The 21,012-nt window shown below is 32.3% G+C and carries 16 protein-coding genes and 2 pseudogenes; 5 read left to right on the forward strand and 13 right to left on the reverse strand.

Annotated elements, in window-relative coordinates:
* Window positions 1–280 precede the first annotated feature (280 nt).
* On the reverse strand, window positions 281–1,360 hold the full coding sequence (locus ACU4C5_RS13285) for a mechanosensitive ion channel family protein (RefSeq protein ID WP_446844697.1): 1,080 nt from the start codon (window positions 1,358–1,360) through the stop codon (window positions 281–283).
* Window positions 1,361–1,619: 259 nt separating this feature from the next.
* Here ACU4C5_RS13285 and ACU4C5_RS13290 point away from each other — a divergent pair, with 259 nt between their 5' ends.
* Window positions 1,620–2,366, forward strand: coding sequence for a LysE family transporter (locus ACU4C5_RS13290; RefSeq protein WP_446844698.1), 747 nt, complete (start codon window positions 1,620–1,622; stop codon window positions 2,364–2,366).
* Window positions 2,367–2,737: 371 nt separating this feature from the next.
* Window positions 2,738–3,598: an outer membrane beta-barrel protein gene (locus ACU4C5_RS13295; RefSeq protein ID WP_446844699.1), complete on the forward strand. Its 861-nt coding sequence runs from the start codon at window positions 2,738–2,740 to the stop codon at window positions 3,596–3,598.
* Window positions 3,599–3,688: 90 nt separating this feature from the next.
* Here the strand turns inward: ACU4C5_RS13295 and ACU4C5_RS13300 are convergent, their stop codons facing one another.
* The gene (locus ACU4C5_RS13300; protein WP_446844700.1) at window positions 3,689–4,741 is read right to left on the reverse strand and encodes an ArsO family NAD(P)H-dependent flavin-containing monooxygenase; all 1,053 of its coding nucleotides are present in this window, start codon (window positions 4,739–4,741) and stop codon (window positions 3,689–3,691) included.
* A gap of 209 nt (window positions 4,742–4,950) precedes the next feature.
* Here ACU4C5_RS13300 and ACU4C5_RS13305 point away from each other — a divergent pair, with 209 nt between their 5' ends.
* A complete protein-coding gene (locus ACU4C5_RS13305) occupies window positions 4,951–5,595 on the forward strand; it encodes a thiamine phosphate synthase (RefSeq protein ID WP_446844701.1) in 645 nt (214 codons plus the stop codon).
* 1,267 nt (window positions 5,596–6,862) lie between these two features.
* On the opposite strand, the gene ACU4C5_RS13310 is transcribed toward ACU4C5_RS13305, so the two are convergent.
* The 3 genes from ACU4C5_RS13310 to ACU4C5_RS13320 all read right to left on the reverse strand — a co-directional run bounded on the left by ACU4C5_RS13310 (window position 6,863) and on the right by ACU4C5_RS13320 (window position 12,342).
* Window positions 6,863–7,591 carry a hypothetical protein gene (locus ACU4C5_RS13310; protein ID WP_446844702.1) on the reverse strand — a complete coding sequence of 243 codons (729 nt, stop codon included), beginning with the start codon at window positions 7,589–7,591 and terminating at the stop codon, window positions 6,863–6,865.
* 245 nt (window positions 7,592–7,836) lie between these two features.
* Window positions 7,837–10,587, reverse strand: a complete 2,751-nt coding sequence (locus ACU4C5_RS13315) for a tetratricopeptide repeat protein (protein ID WP_446844703.1) — start codon at window positions 10,585–10,587, stop codon at window positions 7,837–7,839.
* A 1,623-nt stretch (window positions 10,588–12,210) separates the two neighbouring features.
* Window positions 12,211–12,342 (reverse strand): hypothetical protein, encoded by a 132-nt coding sequence (locus tag ACU4C5_RS13320; RefSeq protein ID WP_446844704.1) that lies wholly within the window; start codon window positions 12,340–12,342, stop codon window positions 12,211–12,213.
* An 828-nt stretch (window positions 12,343–13,170) separates the two neighbouring features.
* Between ACU4C5_RS13320 and ACU4C5_RS13325 the strand changes: the two are divergent.
* Window positions 13,171–13,296 (forward strand): annotated as a pseudogene (locus ACU4C5_RS13325) (IS110 family transposase); the annotation flags it as partial.
* A gap of 47 nt (window positions 13,297–13,343) precedes the next feature.
* Here the strand turns inward: ACU4C5_RS13325 and ACU4C5_RS13330 are convergent.
* The 6 genes from ACU4C5_RS13330 to ACU4C5_RS13355 form a co-directional block, all read right to left on the reverse strand.
* Complete coding sequence (locus ACU4C5_RS13330) at window positions 13,344–14,222, reverse strand: sulfotransferase domain-containing protein (RefSeq protein WP_446844705.1); 879 nt, start codon at window positions 14,220–14,222, stop codon at window positions 13,344–13,346.
* A gap of 244 nt (window positions 14,223–14,466) precedes the next feature.
* Window positions 14,467–15,156, reverse strand: coding sequence for a metallophosphoesterase family protein (locus ACU4C5_RS13335; RefSeq protein WP_446844706.1), 690 nt, complete (start codon window positions 15,154–15,156; stop codon window positions 14,467–14,469).
* A gap of 75 nt (window positions 15,157–15,231) precedes the next feature.
* Window positions 15,232–15,975 (reverse strand): hypothetical protein, encoded by a 744-nt coding sequence (locus tag ACU4C5_RS13340; RefSeq protein WP_446844707.1) that lies wholly within the window; start codon window positions 15,973–15,975, stop codon window positions 15,232–15,234.
* Window positions 15,976–15,987: 12 nt separating this feature from the next.
* On the reverse strand, window positions 15,988–16,569 hold the full coding sequence (locus ACU4C5_RS13345) for a Crp/Fnr family transcriptional regulator (RefSeq protein ID WP_446844708.1): 582 nt from the start codon (window positions 16,567–16,569) through the stop codon (window positions 15,988–15,990).
* A complete protein-coding gene (gene ribB / locus ACU4C5_RS13350; protein ID WP_446844709.1) occupies window positions 16,570–17,232 on the reverse strand; it encodes a 3,4-dihydroxy-2-butanone-4-phosphate synthase in 663 nt (220 codons plus the stop codon).
* A 429-nt stretch (window positions 17,233–17,661) separates the two neighbouring features.
* Complete coding sequence (locus ACU4C5_RS13355; RefSeq protein WP_446844710.1) at window positions 17,662–18,261, reverse strand: hypothetical protein; 600 nt, start codon at window positions 18,259–18,261, stop codon at window positions 17,662–17,664.
* Between the two features lie 911 nt (window positions 18,262–19,172).
* Between ACU4C5_RS13355 and ACU4C5_RS13360 the strand changes: the two are divergent.
* A pseudogene (locus tag ACU4C5_RS13360) lies at window positions 19,173–19,289 on the forward strand (IS110 family transposase); the annotation flags it as partial.
* A gap of 48 nt (window positions 19,290–19,337) precedes the next feature.
* Here ACU4C5_RS13360 and ACU4C5_RS13365 read toward each other — a convergent pair.
* On the reverse strand, window positions 19,338–20,093 hold the full coding sequence (locus tag ACU4C5_RS13365) for a hypothetical protein (RefSeq protein ID WP_446844711.1): 756 nt from the start codon (window positions 20,091–20,093) through the stop codon (window positions 19,338–19,340).
* Window positions 20,094–20,250: 157 nt separating this feature from the next.
* Window positions 20,251–20,865, reverse strand: coding sequence for a M48 family metallopeptidase (locus ACU4C5_RS13370; protein ID WP_446844712.1), 615 nt, complete (start codon window positions 20,863–20,865; stop codon window positions 20,251–20,253).
* Window positions 20,866–21,012 lie beyond the last annotated feature (147 nt).

The raw sequence follows: 21,012 nt of genomic DNA on the forward strand, positions 1-21,012 counted from the left end.
TGGTCATTACTGCTTTATTAAATTAATCTGTTGAATTTTAAATTATAGCTCTGGTTTCTTATGAAAGAAACACCTCTATTTACTCTACTCTTATTTATTAGTGAAATATGTTTTTCAGAATGAACATCTCTTAATTTGAATATTGCTGATAGGCTTACAAATCGTGCTTGTTGTTTCCTTCTGGCAATTATTAAACGCGGTAGTACTAAAGTTTTAGGGTTTATTTTACAAATAAGGCTATAGAAAAAGAGCGTACGTTTTTAAAATGCACGTTCTTATGTTATTCGCCTTTAAAAACTAATGTACGATGCGGGAATGGGATTTCGACACCTTCTTTATCAAAGCGTTTTTTAATACTTTCATATAAATCACACTTCAGCACAAAAGCATCTGAGAAATTACTAGCCCAAGCCCAAGCTCTTAAAGTGACTGCAGAATCCTCTAATGCAATAACACGCACTACAACTTTTGGCACCTTATTATATTTATCAAGCTCACTGCGATTGTCGATTAAATTTGGGTGACTTTCACATTCTTCATTTATAATATGCTTTGCCAAATCAATATCACTATCATAAGAAATGCCTATTTCTATCCATTGACAACACATACGCTCGCCTAAATCATAATTGATAAGTTTTTCTTTATTAATAATAGCATTAGGAATTACAATCATCTTGTTTTCATAATTTCGGATGATTGTATGACGTAAAGTAATATCTGTAACAGTACCAACCATTGATTCGTCTACTTTTATAATATCTCCTAATTTAAAAGGTTTGAACGCAATGATAAAAATTCCTCCTACAAGATTAGATAAAGCTTCCTGTGAGGCCACACCTGCTACAACTGCTACAACTCCAGCACCACCAAGCGCAGTAACCGCAAAGCTTCTCATAGAATCAAAAGCGACAAGTGCTAATATGGCTCCTAAAAAATAGACTGCAAAAACCGCCACATATCTTAAAAACTTATAACTTGTAGTGTCTTCATTATCACTAATTTTCTGCTTTATTTTACGTTTAAACCATGTTTGCACTAATGAGGCAAACACCAATGTTACAACAGCAACAATTCCTAAATATAATACCAGCATAAAGTTACTGGTAGCCACTTTATACTGATCTTTATCAATAACTATAAAGGTTAATGCCATAACCCCTAAAACCATCCATAATGCATTTAATATTTTTTGTATTAAATGAATCGTTTTATGTTCTTCATTAGGGTATTTTATAAGTGAACGCTTTTTTAACCAATTATATAATACTTTGGTAAAGAAGCGTAATACAAATACGGTACTTATAACGGATACAGCATAAATAATGGCGCGTTTATGGACTTCAAAAAACTCTATCATTAGGTGTTGTTTTTTTTAATATAAATAATGGTAGCTTACCGTTGCATGGCTGTTACACCAATAGTAACCTGTGGTGTTTTAAGGGAGATTTACAACTCAATAACTGTTCTCAAAGATAAAAAACAATAGCTAAACCTTTACAAAATTAACTATTAATTTAAAAGATTCACTGATGGAATTAGACTGTTTTAACAGTAGCTACTTCACTCCTTTTACCTTGCTATAAAAGGCTAAGTCTATCATTAAAAAATAGTTTGGAATGAATTTATTTGTAATAACTACTGAAGTAATTTTAACATTTTATGAAAGCAACTCTATTAAAACACGACCTACTAACCTATTAAACCAACCAAAACTTATGAATTTTATAATCTACCTTTTTTTAGGCTTGATAACCGCAATAATTGGCGCACTTCCGTTAGGAACTACCAATGTTGCAGTTATAAATACCACGATAAAAGAGAGTCTTAGCAATGCCCTAAAGATTGTGTACACGGCCGCTTTAGCTGAACTTATTTTAGTAGTTATTGCTATCGCTTTTAATATGCAAATTGAAAGCTTTGTAGATATGAATGTCTGGTTACAATACACTATTGCCATTGTACTATTAGTTGTTGGAATTGTACTTTTATCTGGAAGGAAAGACTGTGTAAAAGATGAAAATGACGAATGCATTATTATAAAAAAACGTTATAACCTTAGTAAGCAAATGTTAGGTTTTATACTAGGTTTGGTAAATCCTACGGTATTAATATATTGGATATTGGTGGTTTCATTTTTAAACAAAAAGATGCTGTACTTAAATATACATGTGGATTATGTAATACTTTTTACATTTTTAATTGGTGTGTTTTTAGGAAAGGTTATTACACTTTATGGGTATGGCACATTCAGTAATGTATTGAAAGTTAAAATGAAAAATATAACCACACGGGTTAATAGAATTATTGGCGCTTTGCTAGTTTTTATTTCCATCTTTCAGTTTAGTAAATTGTTTTTCTTTTAAGTACGAAAAGGGCTACTTGACACCTGTTTTATGTTATTTAAAATGGTTTTGTTCTTTTAATACACCTGTTTTACTTCTATATATTTAACATAAATATATGATAAAATTAACACACTCTCACCGTAAATAAGTTGATTAAAACCTAAGACCGATATAAGGTTTTAAGATATTACTACACTAAAAACTAAAGACTACTAACTTACCTGCAACTTATAAACAAAGGGCTTAAAGCCTTTCTTAATTTCAGTATAAAAAAAAAGCGTATTGTTTTTATATTTTTCAATCTTAACACTTAAAGATTTGTTTAATGAAACTAATAATTATATTTGTGTACAATTAGAATGAATATTAACAAAATAAAATACATAATTATGAAACATAAAATTATAGTTGTTGCTGCTTTTTTAATGAGTACAATCTCTTATTCTCAACTTGAGATTTCAGTAAGTTCTGGATACGCTATTGGAAGTGCCGGAATGAAATTGGGAGAAAAGATAGACGCCTTTAATGCTGAAAACTCTTATGGGAGTTATGGAGCAGGAACTAATATACAATTAAGAGGAACTTACTTCTTTAATGAGTCTTTTGGTGCTGATGTTTCTGTAGGATATTTACAGGGTGATGACCAAACGGTATCTAAAGTGACTTTACCTACAACAAATGTTAACGCTGTAGCAAGAGCTCGTGCTTTTGGTGCTTCGGTATCTATGGTTTATAAGTTTACAAACAACATTTATGGTCGTTTTGGAGCTTTATTAAAATTAGGAGGTAAAACAGAAGCAGTTGTTTCTCAAAAATCTGTGTTTTCTGATGCTGAAGCTTCTGCACAAGGTTTACCATCTGGATCTTATTCTCAAACTAATTATGTTGAAGATTACCACGGACACTTTCCTATAGGTTTTGTTGGTGCTTTAGGTTACAAATATCATATTAATGACAACTTTGCTGTATTTGCTGAGGCTGAATATTACGGTATTAGCTTAAAACGTAAAGACTCTGAGATTACAGAATTCAATACTAACATTGTATTACCTGATGGTACTGTTGCTGTTGAAGGTTTTTACTCTTTAGATAATTTACCTGCTGGCATTGTAAAGAAAACAACTTACGTTGATGAGTTATCAAATACAAATACTGATCCATCAAAGAAATTATCTCAAAAAGTACCTTACTCATCTTTCGGGATTAACTTTGGTATTACTTATAAATTCACGAAAAAAGCTAAAAACTAATACGTATTTAGATCTTTACTTTCTTTTACTAAAAAAGCCTATTAAGACATGTCTTAATAGGCTTTTTTAATACCATTTGTTTATGGTCAATTATTTATTTTTAAGGAGGAAATCTAAAATCTCCTCTACCGTTTTTCGGGCTGTTTTACCAACACCATATATGGTTGCAGATGCATACCCCGTCCAGCTTCCGTAGCCTACAAGCCATAATCCAGGAGCTTTAACTGCGCGGGTATTTTCGGTTTCTACACGGGTACATTCAATAATGTTAAGTGATTCTAGATGTTTTAGGTTGGCTCTAAACCCGGTGCACCAAATAACAGCATCAAAAGGGGTTTCTTCACCAGACTTCCAGATTACGCCATCTTTGTAAAACAAAGAAAAAGGACGTTGCGCATTTAACACATTACGCGCTCTTGCGTCTTTAACGGTATCAATCATAACGATTTCGCTTAATGTGGCTTTTATACCAGAAGGCCCGACGTTTGATTTTTCATAAAACTTAGTTGTTGCTTCATTAAAGAGGTAACGTCCATCAACATTATCGGATAAAAAACTTGGCGGGTTTAGAGTAACCCAAGTGGTTTTTGCTACTTTAGATACTTCGGCTAGAATTTGTGCTGCAGAATTACCTCCTCCTACTACTAGGACGTTCATCCCTTTGTAATCTTTGGGGTTTCTATAATTATAAGAATGGGTTTGAATGCCTTTATACTTGTTGGCATCTGGATATGTAGGAATAAATGGTACTTGCGCGCTTCCTGTACAACTGACTACGGTTTTTGCATAAAAGTTACCTTTATTTGTTTCGACATTAAAACCGTTTTCTGCTTTATGTACTGCGATAACGCGTACGTTTCGGTTTACAGGGAAATCATAGTGTGCTTCATAAGCTTTTAGGTAGTTAATGAAGTCTGTTTTTGTGGGGTATTCGTGTTCGCCTTTAGGCATTCCCCATCCGGAAAGGGAGCTATATTCCGTAGGAGAAAATAAATGTAAACTGTCCCAGGTGTGTTGCCAAGAACCTCCGGGTTTGGATTGATCATCTAAGATTAGGTATTCTAAATTTTTACGTCTTAAAAAATAAGCTACTGATAATCCTGCTTGTCCGCCCCCAATAATAATAGTATCATATGTTTTCATACTTATTGGTTGTATTAAAGTTGAAATTTGCAATAAGATGCCTTATAAATATACTGATTAGCAGATTAATAAGCAATAAAAAGCAGGAAAAACACTACATAATCGATGAACTGCACTTTTACTTTTAGTTGCTTTACTATTCCCTGATGCTTTAAGTGGCGTCTCGGTATTTTAGTTATCTTTGCGGTCTCATTTTAGAACGCAAAACTATGACCATTCCAAAACTACATTACATCGCTGAAGGTAACTCTCCAAAAGAACTTCTTGCAAATATTCAGAATGCTTGCACCTCTGGTATTGAGCTTGTGGTTTTAGGTTATAAGGATGCTTCTGAAAAGAAATTATTAAAGCTAGCTAAAGAAGCTGTTGTGATTACTTCGCATTATCAGACTAGATTAATGATTGCTAACTACTACAAGGTGGCTAAGGAAGTGAAAGCTGACGGTGTTTTTTTTACAAGTACTGCTGCTTTTACAAGTGCTGCAAAGCAACATTTATCACCATGGCAAGGTGTTGGCGCTATTGCGCACACGCTAGAGGAGGCTAATCTTTTATTAGACAACGCTGTTGATTATATTGTGTTAAGTCCGTTTAAGGCCTTAGAAGGCGACGATAAGGTTGCTATAGGTCTTGATGGTTACGCTGAAATGGTGGATGCTTTACATACTAGTACGCCGCTTATTGGTTATGGACAGATTACTACTGATGCTGTTAGCGCTATACTTGAAACAGGTGTTGCGGGTGTTGCGGTATCTGAAGCTATTACAGCTAATTTTGATAGTATAAAGACTTTTAATCAATTACTTAACGCCTCGGTAACTCAAGAGATACGACATACTTTTGATAAGAAGTAAACATTTATTGGTGTTACTTATTAAAATACTTAGTTGGTGTTGTGTTTTATGAATTGCGAAAGCAACTTATGTTTTTTGGTGCTATTGTTTAGGTTTTAGGTTTAGATTGTTATGCTTTATAGCGTCTGCTTCTTTAAAGATGTTCACGTCTTTGAATTTCTTCTTTTTATCATTTCTTGTAGTGCTTATACTAGCGGTGTTGCTGTTTGCTGTTATAGTGTGACTGTTTTCTGTTTTGGTGTTGTTTATAGGTGTTTTTAAAAGCAACTTCCCTACTCTGCTTGTCTTTCTGTTTTTACTTTATTACATGGTCTGTTTTATACGGAATGGATAGACTGCTTATGTGCGGAAGATTCTGGATGGTATACCTATGATTTGTTATTTATACTATTTTATGAGGGTAATAGGTTTATTATGAGCTGTTTTGTGTTTGGATTCTTATTATTGTTGGTTGTACTGCTTTGTTTTTAGGTTCTTGTTTTGTGTATTGCTTTACCTGGTGCTGTTACCATGTTTTTGATTATTGTATTGTTGTTTGGGTTTGTAAGGTTATAAAAACGTGCTGTAAGATTACTTAATAGGGTTTTTAAATGTATAAATGGGGACGCAAGAACTATAAAACTTTTAGCAAGAACTATAAATGGGGATGCAAGAACTATAAAACTTTTAGCAAGAACTATAAATGGGGACGCAAGAACTATAAAACTTTTAGCAAGAACTATAAATGGGGACGCAAGAACTATAAAACTTTTAGCAAGAACTATAAATGGGGACGCAAGAACTATAAAACTTTTAGCAAGAACTATAAATGGGGACGCAAGAACTATAAAACTTTTAGCAAGAACTATAAATGGGGACGCAAGAACTATAAAACTTTTAGCAAGAACTATAAATGGGGACGCAAGAACTATAAAACTTTTAGCAAGAACTATAAATGGGGACGCAAGAACTATAAAACTTTTAGCAAGAACTATAAATGGGGATACAAGAACTATAAAACTTTTAGCAAGAACTATAAATGGGGATGCAAGACGTATGAATTGGTATAGAAGATGTATGACTATGATTGTTAAACCTATAACGCGGTTGTTTTATTTTGTAGCGGTGTTGTGAGGTGTGCAATTGACATAGCGGGTATTGTTGCTTATGTTGCGTGTGTTTTATGTGTGGATGGGTTGATTACAAATAGGCCTCTAAAACTCTAGGTATACAATGGGAGTTTTAAAACAGTTACTAATGTTTTTGTGAATTAGATGGCCTATTGCTATTAGTGTGATGTGAATTTTATTTTACTAATGGTAGCGTATTCTGGAGATGTTGCTCCGTATAGGCTTTTTACGTATTTTTTTACGTTTTGTGCTATTGTATATAGTCCTGTGTTATCTGCATATAGTAGGTTGTTACGACTGATGAGTTTTGCGTTTAATTGCGCTACTGTATGGTCTACATCTTTTGTGTTTAGGACTAGTTTATCTAGATATGTGGTTAGTTGTGATGTTTTTAGTTCTTCGATATTTGGGTTATAGCTTTCAATTGATGTTAATAATTGTAGGAGCTTTGCAAAGTTATCGGCTGATTGCGTGTATGATTGCCTTGAGGTTGAGATGGTGTTGTGTATTTCTTCTTGGTTGTCTTGGTTTTTGTTTGTTATTTTCTTTTTTATCCTGCTGCCTTGTATTAGGTGGTTTAGGGATTTTGCTTGGTTTAATACTCCTTTTGAGATGTCAAGAATTTCTACTTGGTTTATTATTCTTGTGCTGAGTGGTTTTAGGGTTTCGTACTCGTCTTGTCTTTTGTGAATTGCGTTTTTGTTGTTGTTACGTGCTTCTTTGACTTCTTGGAGTGCTGCGACTGCATGGTTGTAGAGTTCCGTTAGGTTTGCAATTGTTAGGCTTTCTACGGCTGGGTTGTAGTTTGGGTAGACGGCTACTTGCTCGATCATTTTTTGAAGGTTCGCTACGTTTTTAGCGTTTCCTGTTTCGAAATGTTTTGTCATAATTATATGGTTTTTAAAAATTAATGCATTCAAGATATGCATTTTTTATTAAATTTCATAATACAATTCGTTGACGTGTAGTGTGTTGTGTGGTTTTTTTAAGATGTTATGAAAACATAATTAGCTCTAGTTTAGTTAAAAAATGTGTTTTTTATAAGATGTTGGCGCTCGTTATAAACGAGCGCTAACAAGGAATTAATTAGTTTTTACTGTTTTTATACCACAGTATTTTACTGTAATAAGTTTTACATTATATATTGATCAATATCTTTAATTTCTATTGCTGGGGTAGCCCTTTCTACTGGCAAAATATAGTCATACTTAATAGCAAATAATGTTCCTATTTCAACGAAACCCCATCCGTTCCATCCACCTTCATAATAAGCTACAACTAAGAAAAATTGTCTTTCTTGCTTGTCTTTAGCGAATATAAAATTCGATAGCCCATTATTTTTTTCGGGAATATTATAAACTTCAACAATAGTGTATCCCTCTTCTTCTAATTCCGAAATATGTTCTTTATCATAAATTGAAGTTGAGTTTTCAGAATACCAACTAACAACGTGAAGAGGATTAATATCTATATCAGCACTATAGACTTTACTTAATAAGTCTTTTGATTCTTTTGAATCAATACTTTCACCTCTTAAACGAGAAATTATATTAAAAAAGTGACTAGCAATAAAAGAGACATAAATACTTTTTATTTTCTTTGAATAAAAATTATTAGTTACGACAAAATCAAATTCATTCAATATTTTTTTAGCTTCAATACATGTGAAAATTGGATATTCATCTTCTTTAAATATTTGATCTAATACTTTTATTGATTTAGATATTAACTCTTCTCTTTTATTAATTTCATTTTTAAGTTGTTCTGACAGTCTCTTATAAGCAGAAGCTCTATACGTTCCGTAGATAGCACTCCAATTTATATCATCTTCCCAATTTTTCGTAATGTCAAGTATTAAATCATATTTATTAAGATATAATAAACATAGTAAGTTTAACTTAGTTAGAGAATAACCGAACACTCGACAAGATACCTCTGGATCGTTAAGCTTTTTTTTAATTAATTCGTCAAAAATTTCAATAGCATTTTTATAATCTCCATTATAAAAATGATGTTTACCCATTGAGAACTTTGTTCTAGGTGAATTTGGATTAATTGTTAAAGATTGCTCAAGGAATTTTAATTCACTTGGCTTGTCTGAGAATTCTTTTAATACTCTTGAATAATGGTAAAATAATTGATAGTCTTTAGAATCAAAAGATAATAAATCAGTAAATCTACTTTTTAAAGCTGTTAATTTTGTGATATCTTTTTTCCCCTTATTTAATGCGTAATAAGTATTTAAATCTACAATAAGTACATTTAGAGATCTTTCTGTATTAGCCTCAATAAATTTTTCATCAAACTCATTAATTCCTGACTTTTCATCTCTAGTTTTTTGTAAAAGTATTTTTTCTTTTAGTTTCTTTAAATTATCAGATATTTTGGTTCTTACCTCAATGTTTTTTGGGTTAATAAGTAATAAGTCTCTAATTGAATCACTAAGCTTATAAGAATCTGTTCCATATTCATTTGTAGAACGAATAATTAAACTAGTTTTAGAAAGTTCATTTATGGATTCTGATATTTCTTCATTACTTAAATTTAAAAATTCTGTAAGTTCTGATTTAGTTGATTCACTTAATATATAAGTTGCTTCGAGTATTGCTATAGAATTATAGTTTAAAGACTCAATTAAATTTTTATAAGAAAATAGTGCAATATCTTTCTGAGATTGACTTATTGATTTTGATATATCAGTACCTTTTATAAATAAATCTATTGTTAATCTTATTGCTAGTGGATTATGATTTGCCTTTTCTGCAATTTTTTCAAGAGTACTTTGTTCAATGTTTTGAATTCCTCTTTTTCTAAAATAATTACGAGCAAGATTAATTGCATGCCTTTTAACTAATGAATCTAGAGGTACTGTTGTTGCTGAATCTACAGATATCCTTGAAGTTACAATTATTCTCCAATATAGTGGTAATGATTGATTAAATTCAATAAATTCATTTTGAGAATTCATTAAAAGGGTTTCAAGGTTATCTATACAAATTAAAATTTTTTCATCTTCTAATTGTATACATGCATCTTCAAAAGATTCAATATTCTTGTCTTTATAGAAGGAATTTATATCTGTTAAAATAGATTTTTTAATTTGGTCAATCCCATTAATAGCTTCTATTTGCTCAATTCCATTTGCTGTAAGTCTTTCATTTTTAAGCGTACAAAAAATAATTGAATTTATTTTTTGACTATATTTAGGTGTAAGACTTAATTCTTTTAAGAATTCAAGTATTAGTGCCGTTTTCCCAATACCACCCGGAGCTACAACAGCTATCAAATTATTTCGTACTTTCGAAATTGTAGAATATAAATCTCTAAACTCTTTATCTCTACCTAATAAACCAGTAATTTCATGATCAAAGGAATTAGGTAAATTATTAGGTATAGCCCATTTTACATTATCATACCATTCTTCTGGAGGTGCATTTAAACTCTCCGAAATAGCTGAGCTTAAAGCTTGCCTAACTTTCCCTAATCCTAATTTTTCAATTAATGGATCACTAGCAATTGTTGCAGATCTAAACCAATAAGAATCTGGAAAAGGTCTATTGGGATGACTTATAGCGTTTCTTATATCAAAAATACTTAAATAAGAACATAATTTTTTTAATTCTTTAATATGCTCATTAAGTGAAGTACCTTTTGTGATATCAATAGCTAAATTAAACACTTCATCGAGATAGCTTGATTCAACAATAAAAGACACATCATTATGTTTTTCAGGTTGATCTAAACTTCTGTCAATTATTGGTTTTTTAGTTTTTTCTGTGATATTCTCTAAAACTTCATTTTCAAGAATATAGTTACCTAATGATTGTTCTAATTCATAAATAATCATTGCGCTTTTTATCCTAAGCTTCTGTGTTTCATTCATTTGCGTTATTTTTTTTCAACATTAAGCACAACTTAGCTACATGCATTATTCCATACTATATTTCCTACAGCAACAGCGGGGTAAGGCTTCTTTTAGTATTACACTTCTGCTTATAGGTTATTTGTGTTAATTTTACTGCTGCTAATATAAATATTATAAAGGGAAGGTTGTTATGGTTTTCCGTAAAAGGGATGCTTTATTTTGTTTTTATGGGGTTTGCATCTGGATACGATTTATTAGTTCCTCTTAAATTACTGGATGTAACGTTAGAAGTGTTTGTTCTTTTTTATTGATGGAAAATGCTAAAATGTAGATTCTTGTGATTTTCTTTTATTCTACGTTCTTTTCCATTGCTGAAAAGAACCAAAAATCTAGACTGACTATTATTTTCTTGAATTCTACAGACTACTCCACTAACGCGTCCAGACCGTTACTCTGCGTTGCACTCTTTGGACGCTTGCCGTTTTGTAGCCTTTGAATTGCTACGGAAATTATAGGTAGGTCGGGGTTTGATTTATTCGTGCCTCTTAAATCATTTGGGCATCTCGATACGATTTATTCGTTCCTCTTAAATCACTCGATGTGACATGGTGTGATTTGTTTGTGCTTCTTAAGTTACTGGATGTGGCGTGGTGGTGTGGTTTTCTTTTGTTCTCTATTCTTTTCCATTGCTGAAAAGCACCAAAAAGCTAGACTGACTATCATTTTCTTGAATTCTACAGACTACTCCACTAACGCGTCCAGACCGTTACTCTGCGTTGCACTCTTTGGACGCTTGCCGTTTTGTAGCCTTTGAATTGCTACGGAAATTATAGATAGGTCGGGGTTTGATTTATTCGTGCCTCTTAAATCATTTGGGTTTGATGTGGTGTTATGGGGTTATGTTGTTGTGTGCATCTCGATACGATTTATTCGTTCCTCTTAAATCACTCGATGTGACGTGGTGTGATTTGTTTGTTCTTGAGTTACTTGATGTGACGTGGTGTGATTTGTTTGTTCTTGAGTTACTTGATGTGACGTGGTGTTGTGGTTTTCTTTTGTTCTCTATTCTTTTCCATTGCTGAAAAGCACCAAAAAGCTAGACTGACTATCATTTTCTTGAATTGTACAGGTTACTTCACTAACGCGTCCAGACCGTTACTCTGCGTTGCACTCTTTGGACGCTTGCCGTTTTGTAGTCTTTGAATTGCTACGGAAATTATAGGTAGGTCGGGGTTTGATTTATTCGTGCCTCTTAAATCATTTGGGCATCTCGATACGATTTATTCGTTCCTCTTAAATCACTCGATGTGACATGGTGTGATTTGTTTGTTCTTGATTTGCTTGATGTGACGTGGTGTTGTGCTTTGTTTTATTCTACGTTCTTTTCCATTGCTGAAAAGAACCAAAAAGCTAGACTGATTATTATTTTATTGGATTCTACAGGTTACTTCACTAACGCGTCCAGACCGTTACTCTGCGTTGCACTCTTTGGACGCTTGCCGTTTTGTAGTCTTTGAATTACTACGGAAATTATAGTAGGTCGGGGGTTGATTTATTCGTACCTCTTAAATCATTGGGGTTTGATGTGGGGATCTGTTGTTGTGTTGTTGTGTGCATCTCGATACAATTTATTCGTTCCTCTTAAATCACTCGATGTGACATGGTGTGATTTGTTTGTTCTTGATTTGCTTGATGTGACGTGGTGTTGTGGTTTCTTTGTTCTCTATTCTTTTCCATTGCTGAAAAGAACCAAAAAGCTAGACTGACTATCATTTTCTTGAATTCTACAGGTTACTTCACTAACGCGTCCAGACCGTTACTCTGCGTTTCACTCTTTGGACGCTTGCCGTTTTGTAGTCTTTGAATTGCTACGAAAATTATAGGTAGGTCGGGGTTTGATTTATTCGTGCCTCTTAAATCATTTGGGCATCTCGATACGATTTATTCGTTCCTCTTAAATCACTCGATGTGACATGGTGTGATTTGTTTGTTCTTGATTTGCTTGATGTGGCGTGGTGTTGTGGTTTTCTTTTGTTCTACATTCTTTTCCATTGCTGAAAAGAACCAAAAAGCTAGACTGACTATCATTTTCTTGAATTCTACAGACTACTCCACTAACGCGTCCAGACCGTTACTCTGCGTTGCACTCTTTGGACGCTTGCCGTTTTGTAGTTTTTTAATTGCTATGGATGTTATGGGGAGGTCGGGGTTTGATGTGGGGTTGTGGGGTTGTGTTGTTGTGTGCATCTCGATACGATTTATTCGTTCCTCTTAAATCACTCGATGTGACGTGGTGTGATTTGTTTGTTCTTGAGTTACTTGATGTGACGTGGTGTGATTTGTTTGTTCTTGAGTTACTTGATGTGACGTGGTGTTGTGGTTTTCTTTTATTCTACGTTCTTTTCCATTGCTGAAAAGCACCAAAAAGCTAGACTGACTATCATTTTCTTGAATTCTACAGACTACTTCACTAACGCGTTGAGATTGTTACTCTGCGTTGCACTCTTTGGACGCTTGCCGTTTTGTAGTCTTTGAATTGCTATGGATGTTATGGGGAGGTCGGGGTTTGATTTATTCGTGCCTTTTTGATTAGTAGTGAAGAAAGTAAGGTGTAAAAAACTAGCCTTAATTGCGGTTTGTAATAAGCTGTTAAAACAGGCTTTTGCTATCGCAAAATCAGGATTAACATACGACAATAACTATAGAAGTGTTTTGGCGAAAAATTAATGCCTTTTTACTTGTTTTTTACCACAGTACTTTGTTGTGGTACGTTTTTATTTGAAATATCGTTCTAATGGTGTATTTTCAATTTTATAGCTTTTAGATAAAGAACTATATGTTTGTAATTGTCGTTCATTAAAATTATTTTTTCCTTCTCCAATTTTTCCTTTTCTAATGAAGTTGTTGTAAACCTTCCAGTCATTTCGTTGCTCTCCAAATTTAGATTCGTTTTTCTTCATGAAGTCAAATGAGGTGTTTTGAATAACACGTTGAAAAGTCTCATTGTCTATATTAATGTTAAGAAACTTAGAAATAGAGTGAATAGCATTCTCTTTTCTTTCTATAAGGTCTTCGTAATTCAGAGTGAATATATCTAATTCATTTCTGTTTTCAATCCATTCTGAATTATAATCAAACCATCTCTTCATATTTCGATCGCTTAGTTGGTTAAAGTCAGTCTCTGGGTCTATATAATCTAATGATTGCTGATATACAGACGATATTACATCTAAGCAGTCACGCATTAGAAATATAAACTTACATTTTTTAGCAGTTTCAAATGTTTCATAAGAGTCATGAGTTTTAATGATTCTTCTCTTACCGACACTTTTCATAGGTTTGTTTGTAAATGCAGAATATCGGCACCAAAGCGAAACATCATAAATATGATTAAACCCTAAATCTCCATCGGTTGTCATTTGGTAGAGCATCATCTGCATTAAAGTAGTGCCTGACCTTGGATAGCTTACTATGTAAACATCTGTGTCTTTTTGTCCAAAATCAAGCATTATTTTTTTCATCCTTGTAGCAATAAGTAACCCATGTAATTTTTTATGGGCCTTTTCAAGAGTGTCCAAGTTATTCACCATTTCTTGGTAATCAATGTTTTTATCATCAAATTCAATTGCTTTTAAAAGGAATTTTTTGTCCATATTATTTTATTCGATAAGTTTTTTTAATGCACCACAACGTTGTTGTGTATGGTTAGTTGCGTGTTTTAAGCACTAAAGATAGCAAATAAATCACAGATAGAAAGTCCGCGAGGACTTTCGTAAATTGGCTAAAACCAGCAATTAATTTTATACGGTGTTAGCTTTGAGTGCCTTTTATATTACAATCCAATTCCTTTTTATGAAGAATTTGAGTGAAGATTTCCAAAGACTAGCTAAATTCAATTTAAGGGATAAAGTGCATTCTTTTTAATTTTCCTTTTTCTATTTGTCCTTTGTTATTTGCTTTTAAAAATTCGCCTGTTTCAACATTCAAACATGTTAACCACATACCTCCGTGTGCATAAGTATCAATGCAAATGGTATGTTTAAAATTTGCTATTTTCCCGTTTTTTCGAGCAGTATGTCCGCAAATTACAATTTTACTTGGGTCATAAATTGTGGGTTTCTCATACTTCTTATGAAACAAATGATGCTCATTCTGTTCTTCTAAACGCTTGTTTTTTTCAAGTCCTGCATGAACGAATATAAATGCACCAATTTCCAAATAAGGGAGACAATTATCGATAAAATCCCAATGGGTTTTATCTATGTCGTTCATCCAGTTTAGGTTGTCCTCCATTTTGTATGAATATAAAGTATGGTAGCCTCCATAATTTCCTGCCCATTCCACAAATTTTCCTGGCGAAGATTTGGCAAGTGTCATCATTATCTCATGATTGCCAAGAATAAATTCGAAGTCGAAAGTTTTATTTTTTTCAATTAACCAATCAATAACACCTTTACTATCTTCACCTTTATCAATATAATCTCCAAGAAAAACTACTTTATCATCTTCCTTTATCAAACCCTGCTGAAAAATAGTTTTTAAAGCGTTTATACTGCCATGTATATCTCCAATTGCGTAGATTGCCATAAGTACTTTTGTTTTTATACCGAGTAACCCAAAGTTTATATTGAGTTTATTTGACTGTTGATAAGCATTAGAATGCTAGTAATCTACCCTTGACTTATTTTTTAATTTATGTTCAATGATAGGATATAGATTATACGTTGGATAGATTTCTGAAGTAAAAGCCTTCCATGCGGTTCTTTCAATTGCCAGATTTACAGCGGATAGTTTTGACGCAGGAAGTTCTAATACAACTACTTGGCCAAGCCCCATAACTACAAACCAATTCACTACAGAAGTACCTTCTGGTGGAAGATTTTCATAAAAGCCTTGATCGGTTCTTATTTTTTCAATCTCATTTAAATTCATGCTTTGATCATGTTTAAGAAAGATGGTTAATAACAACTTATCATTCGCTTTTTCAGAATTAGGTTTGGAATCGAGTACTATCTTTGACTTATTTTTCAACTTATGTTCTATAATAGGATACAAATTGTAAGTAGCATACATTTCTGTTGTAAAAGCCTTCCATGCAGTTCTCTCAATTGCTAAATTTACAGCAGATAATTTTGAAGCAGGAAGTTCTAATATAGCTACTTGGCCAAGTCCCATAACCACAAACCAATTCACTACAGAAACACCTTCGGGAGGAAGATTCTCATAAAATCCTTGATCCATTCTTATCTCTTCAACCTCTTTCAAAGTCATGCTTTGATCATGTTTAAGAAAGATGGTTAATAACATCTTGTCATTTGCTTTTACAGAATTGGAGGTTTCAGCATGCGATTGTGAATACCCCGTGAATTGGAGTACGAATAATGCGAGTATTAATGCGTATTTCATATTTTATAAATTTTATTGTAGGACTTTCGATTTTATTCTACTTAATGTTTCTTGGGATATGTTTATATAAGAAGCCACTATTTTATTCGGTAACCGTTTCACAATATTTGGGTTTATTTTAAACAACTGATTATATCTTTCTGAAGCATTTAAAGTAGTAAAAGACATGAGTCTTTTTGAATTATTTACATATGCCTTTTCTAAATAGATATTGTAAAAGTCTTTCCATTTGGGAATAATTTTCATAAGATGCCTAAAATCATCGTGTGTGATGTATTGCAGCTCACTATCTTCAATAACTTGAATTGTTTCTTGGGCAGGTTCATTCGTTATAAAACTAACAAGTGCTGTAGCAAATTGATTTTCAAACGCAATATAACGGGTAGCATCTTTTCCATTATCATCTATAAAAAATAACCTTACACAACCTTTTTTTACAAAATAACTAACCTGACTAGTTTTTCCAGTAGAAAGTAAAATATCATGCTTACTTTTTTTTATAGTTTTAAAATAAGACAACACGATTTTTAAATCTTCATCGTCAATAGTAATATTCTTTTTTATGAAATTAGTGAGTTCTATGTTATTTGTCATTTAGTTGTAATCTCTAACAAATTTACGATAATGAATAATATCTTGTATCGATAGCACCATCAAATTATGCTCTTTTCCAAATGCTGTAATGGTATCAGAATTTGCCATTGTTCCGTCATCATTCATTAATTCGCACAATACTGCTTCTGGTTGCAAGCCTGCTAGTTTCATTAAATCGATACTCCCTTCGGTATGGCCTTTTCTTCCGAGCACGCCATGGTCATTTGCTCTCAATGGAAATATATGACCAGGTTTTGCTAAGTCATTGCTCTTCGCATTTTCATTGCAAGCAACTTGTATTGTTGTTAATCTATCTTTGGCAGAAACTCCTGTTGTTACACCTTCTTTTGCTTCTATAGTAATTGTAAAAGGAGTTTGAAAACTACTGGTGTTCTCCTTTACCATATAAGGTAAACTAAGTGAATCGGCTTTTCCGTTTGTTAAACAAAGGCAAACAATACCACTACATTTTCTAATCATCAGTGCCATGTGCTCAATGGTCATGTTATGCGCCGAAAATATCAAGTCCCCTTCATTTTCTCTGTTCTTATCGTCAGTTAAAATAACGCCATTTCCATTTCGAATATGCATCAATGCTTTTTCTAATCGTTCTATACTTTCAATAGTAGTGGTTTGTATTGTATCTAATTCTGCTAATTCCATTTTAAAATATTTATTTTTTCGATTAGCAAAAGTAATATTGTTTCAAGCCAAACTATTTGACCTAAGTCAATAAATTAATCTATTTATTAAATACTGAAGTAAACTTTTACTTAAAAGGCGTAATTTACAAATGGACATTGTGTTACTGGTCAGAGGAATGAGTTTAGAGAGAATGAGGTTTTATTAATAACAGTTCTTTAAATGCTGGTATTTTTTTCTGCATTAAAGCTAACGTCTCGGCTATGGTTAGTACGGGATTAAAATTAACTAATCTTTTCAGACTAGCACTTAGCCATTTTATCTTTTCATTTATAAAGTCTAATCAAAAAAAAATGGCGGACTTGGTTTAAAACTCTAACCTTTGAGTTAGTCACCAAAACCCGTATTAACTATAGCCATTGTTGTACTTTCGTTTTTTTTAAAATTGATTTAATTCTTTGTTCCCCGTATACTGATCCTTTTTATCTTAGTTGAGGGTTTTATTTTTGATTCATCAATTTCATAAGTACCAAAGTAAGTGTCCAATAGAAATGATAAGCCTCCTACACGACTATTTGTTCGACTTTCAATTTCACTTCCGTGAGTTTCTAAATTGGGGTAGTATTTTTTTAAGTCTTCGTATGTTGAGCCAATACTAATTCCTTCTTTTGTTTTATAATTCGGTGAACTAATTTCTATTCTGCCAATAATATTATCTGTCTTATGTTTTGGAAATATAAATGCAATTTTTTTTCCATTATCATCTAATAATACATATCCAGGGAAAAAACCTTCTCCATTTTCCTGAGTTTCTTTTTTTATATTTTTTGATTTTAAGTTGATTGAGTCCCCAATTTTAAGTCCTAAAAAACTATTTTCTGTAATTATAAGCGACTTATTATTTTTTTTAAAATCAGTTGTATTATTTTTTTCTTCTACTTCCGTTTCATTTATTGTTCCTTGGTCAGTTTGTTTTTTGATACTTTTTTCTTTGCAGGAAAAAAATATTACTGAAATAATTGTTAAAATTAAAAGGATTATTTTTTTCATAGTTCTTGTTTTTTTTTAATGAAGTACAACTACAGGATATCACTACTTTTAGTGTTATACCTCTGCTTATAAGTTATTTGTATTATGTTTACTGCTGCTAATATAAATATTATAAAGGGAAGGTTGTTATGGTTTTCCGTAAAAGGGATGCTTTATTTTATTTTTATGGGGTTGGCATCTGGATACTGTTTGTTTGTACCTCTTAAATTACTGGATGTGACGAATGATTAGGTACTCTCCTACTTTGGATTTGGTGGCATCTGGATACTGTTTGTTTGTGGCTCTTAAGTTACTGGATGTGACATGGTGTGATTTGTTTGTACTTCTTAAGTTGCTGGATGTGACGTGGTTGTGTGGTTTGTTTTATTCTACGTTCTTTTCCATTGCTGAAAAGAACCAAAAAGCTAGACTGACTATCATTTTCTTGAATTCTACAGGCTACTCCACTAACGCGTCCAGACCGTTACTCTGCGTTGCACTCTTTGGACGCTTGCCGTTTCTTAACCTTTGAATTGCTACGGAAATTATAGTAGGTCGGGGTTTGATTTATTCGTGCCTCTTAAATCATTTGGGTTTGATGTGGGGTTATGTTGTTGTGCTTTGTTTTATTCTACGTTCTTTTCCATTGCTGAAAAGAACCAAAAAGCTAGACTGACTATCATTTTCTTGAATTCTACAGACTACTCCACTAACGCGTCCAGACCGTTACTCTGCGTTGCACTCTTTGGACGCTTGCCGTTTCTTAACCTTTGAATTGCTACGGAAATTATAGATAGATCGGGGTTTGATTTATTCGTACCTCTTAAATCATTTGGGTTTGATGTGGAGGGGTTCTCTCCTACTTTGGGCTTGGTTGGTATCTTAATGCGATTTATTCGTTCCTTTTTTGATTAGTAGTGAAGAAAGTAAGGTGTGAAAAACTAGCCTTAATTGCGGTTTGTAATATGCTGTTAAAACAGGCTTTTGCTATCGCTAAATCAGGATTAACTTACGACAATAACTATAGAAGTGTTTTGGCGAAAAATTAATGTCTTTTTACTTGTTTTTTACCACAGTACTTTGTTGTGTAACGTTTTTTATTCTTTTTCGTATGGATTCTTGTATTCTTTTTGAATCAATTCTTTAGAGACTTTGATAAAATCATTTAAGGTATCATTGAGATTTTGAATTTGTTCATTGGATTGTCCACTTTCTATTTTATTCTTAATTTGCTTAATTCTTAATCCGTAATGTTTGTCAAATAATTCATTTGCCAATTCAGAATTATTATAAAAATTTGGTAAACAGACATATTCCATAGGAAGACCTTTTCTTTCATTTATAAAAGATAAGTCAATTTTGTTTTCTAAAATAGTTACGTTTAATTTCAATGATTCAATAAATTCATTATTGAACTCAGTATGTTTTTCAGTTTCATATTGGTGAATTCCTGTATTCATAAAATCTTTTTCGATAATTACAGGTGTTCCTGCTTGTTCAGAAAAATCACTTTGATTATATGACGTTTTACTAAGTTTTAAATACAAATAATCTTTTCTTAAAAAGCGTTCAACATCAACACGTTTTTTAAATTTTTGTTCAAACCATTTATTGTAATCTGTAAATTTCAATTGTGTATTTAAACTAAAAGTAATAAAGGCATTTCCTGATTTTTCATCCCAAATGAATCGATATCTACTTCTATTCAACAAATAAACCAAAGAAATACCATTTTTTGTCAGAGTCAATTTACTTTCCGTTTTCTTTAATTTGAAACCTAAATAATTCAGTTCAGAAGAAAGTTCGTTCAACACTCTGTCGTCTAAAATCTTATTTATTGATGAGTTCTTCATTGTTTTCTCAAATGTTTTACAACGTGTTTGTGTATGGTTAGTTGCGTGGTTTAAGCACCTAATTTAGTAAATAATTACCGACCAAGAAAGTCCGCGAGGACTTTCGTAAGTAGGTTAGATCTGTTTGTTAATTTTATGCGGTGTTGTAAAACGTTTTTTAGTTACTATTTTTAATCTCTTCAAATATGTTTTCTAATTCATGGTTTGTTGTTGAGTGACTATTAGTAATCTCAATTTCATCCTCAATATATTCAATTCTTTCGATTGTATTTGGATGGTCGCTTAATTCACTATTTGATATTCTTCGAGGTTCAATTTCTCTCATTATTTTTAACAAAGAAAGCATACCTTTTAAATCAATATTTGCCTTTTGAAGTAATTTAATTGTATTTAAATCAGCTTCTTTTTCAAATGCTCTTGAGTATTCAAGATTGATTAACATATTTGAATTATTAAAAATCTGTTCCTTTAAGTTATCACTAAAAAATACAGAAGTAAAAATTTCATAACCTAAACTTCTGCCTAAAGAACGTAAACCGTGATTTTTATCAATGTGAGTGTATTCGTGAGACAAAAGACTTGCTAATTCTTCGTAACTATTTAGTTTGTCAAAAACTCCACTATAAACAAAAATATACTTTCCTGGTGTTGCAAAAGCATTGAATTGTCTTGATTTAATAACATATACTTTTACGTCTTTTTCAAAGTTCAATTCTTTAGTAAAAAGATTGATTTGGTCGGTTTTATAATCATCAATATCATATTTTCTCAATACTTCATTTCTTAATTCTTTCCCTAAATCTGACGAAACACTTTCAGGTAAACTTTCAATTAAGTAATCTGATGCTACTGGTATTCCGTCTGTATAAACATAAGTTCCTAACAGAAAAACTGAGCATACAATTACTACTATTGAAAC

The sequence above is a fragment of the Lacinutrix undariae genome, from assembly GCF_052934785.1.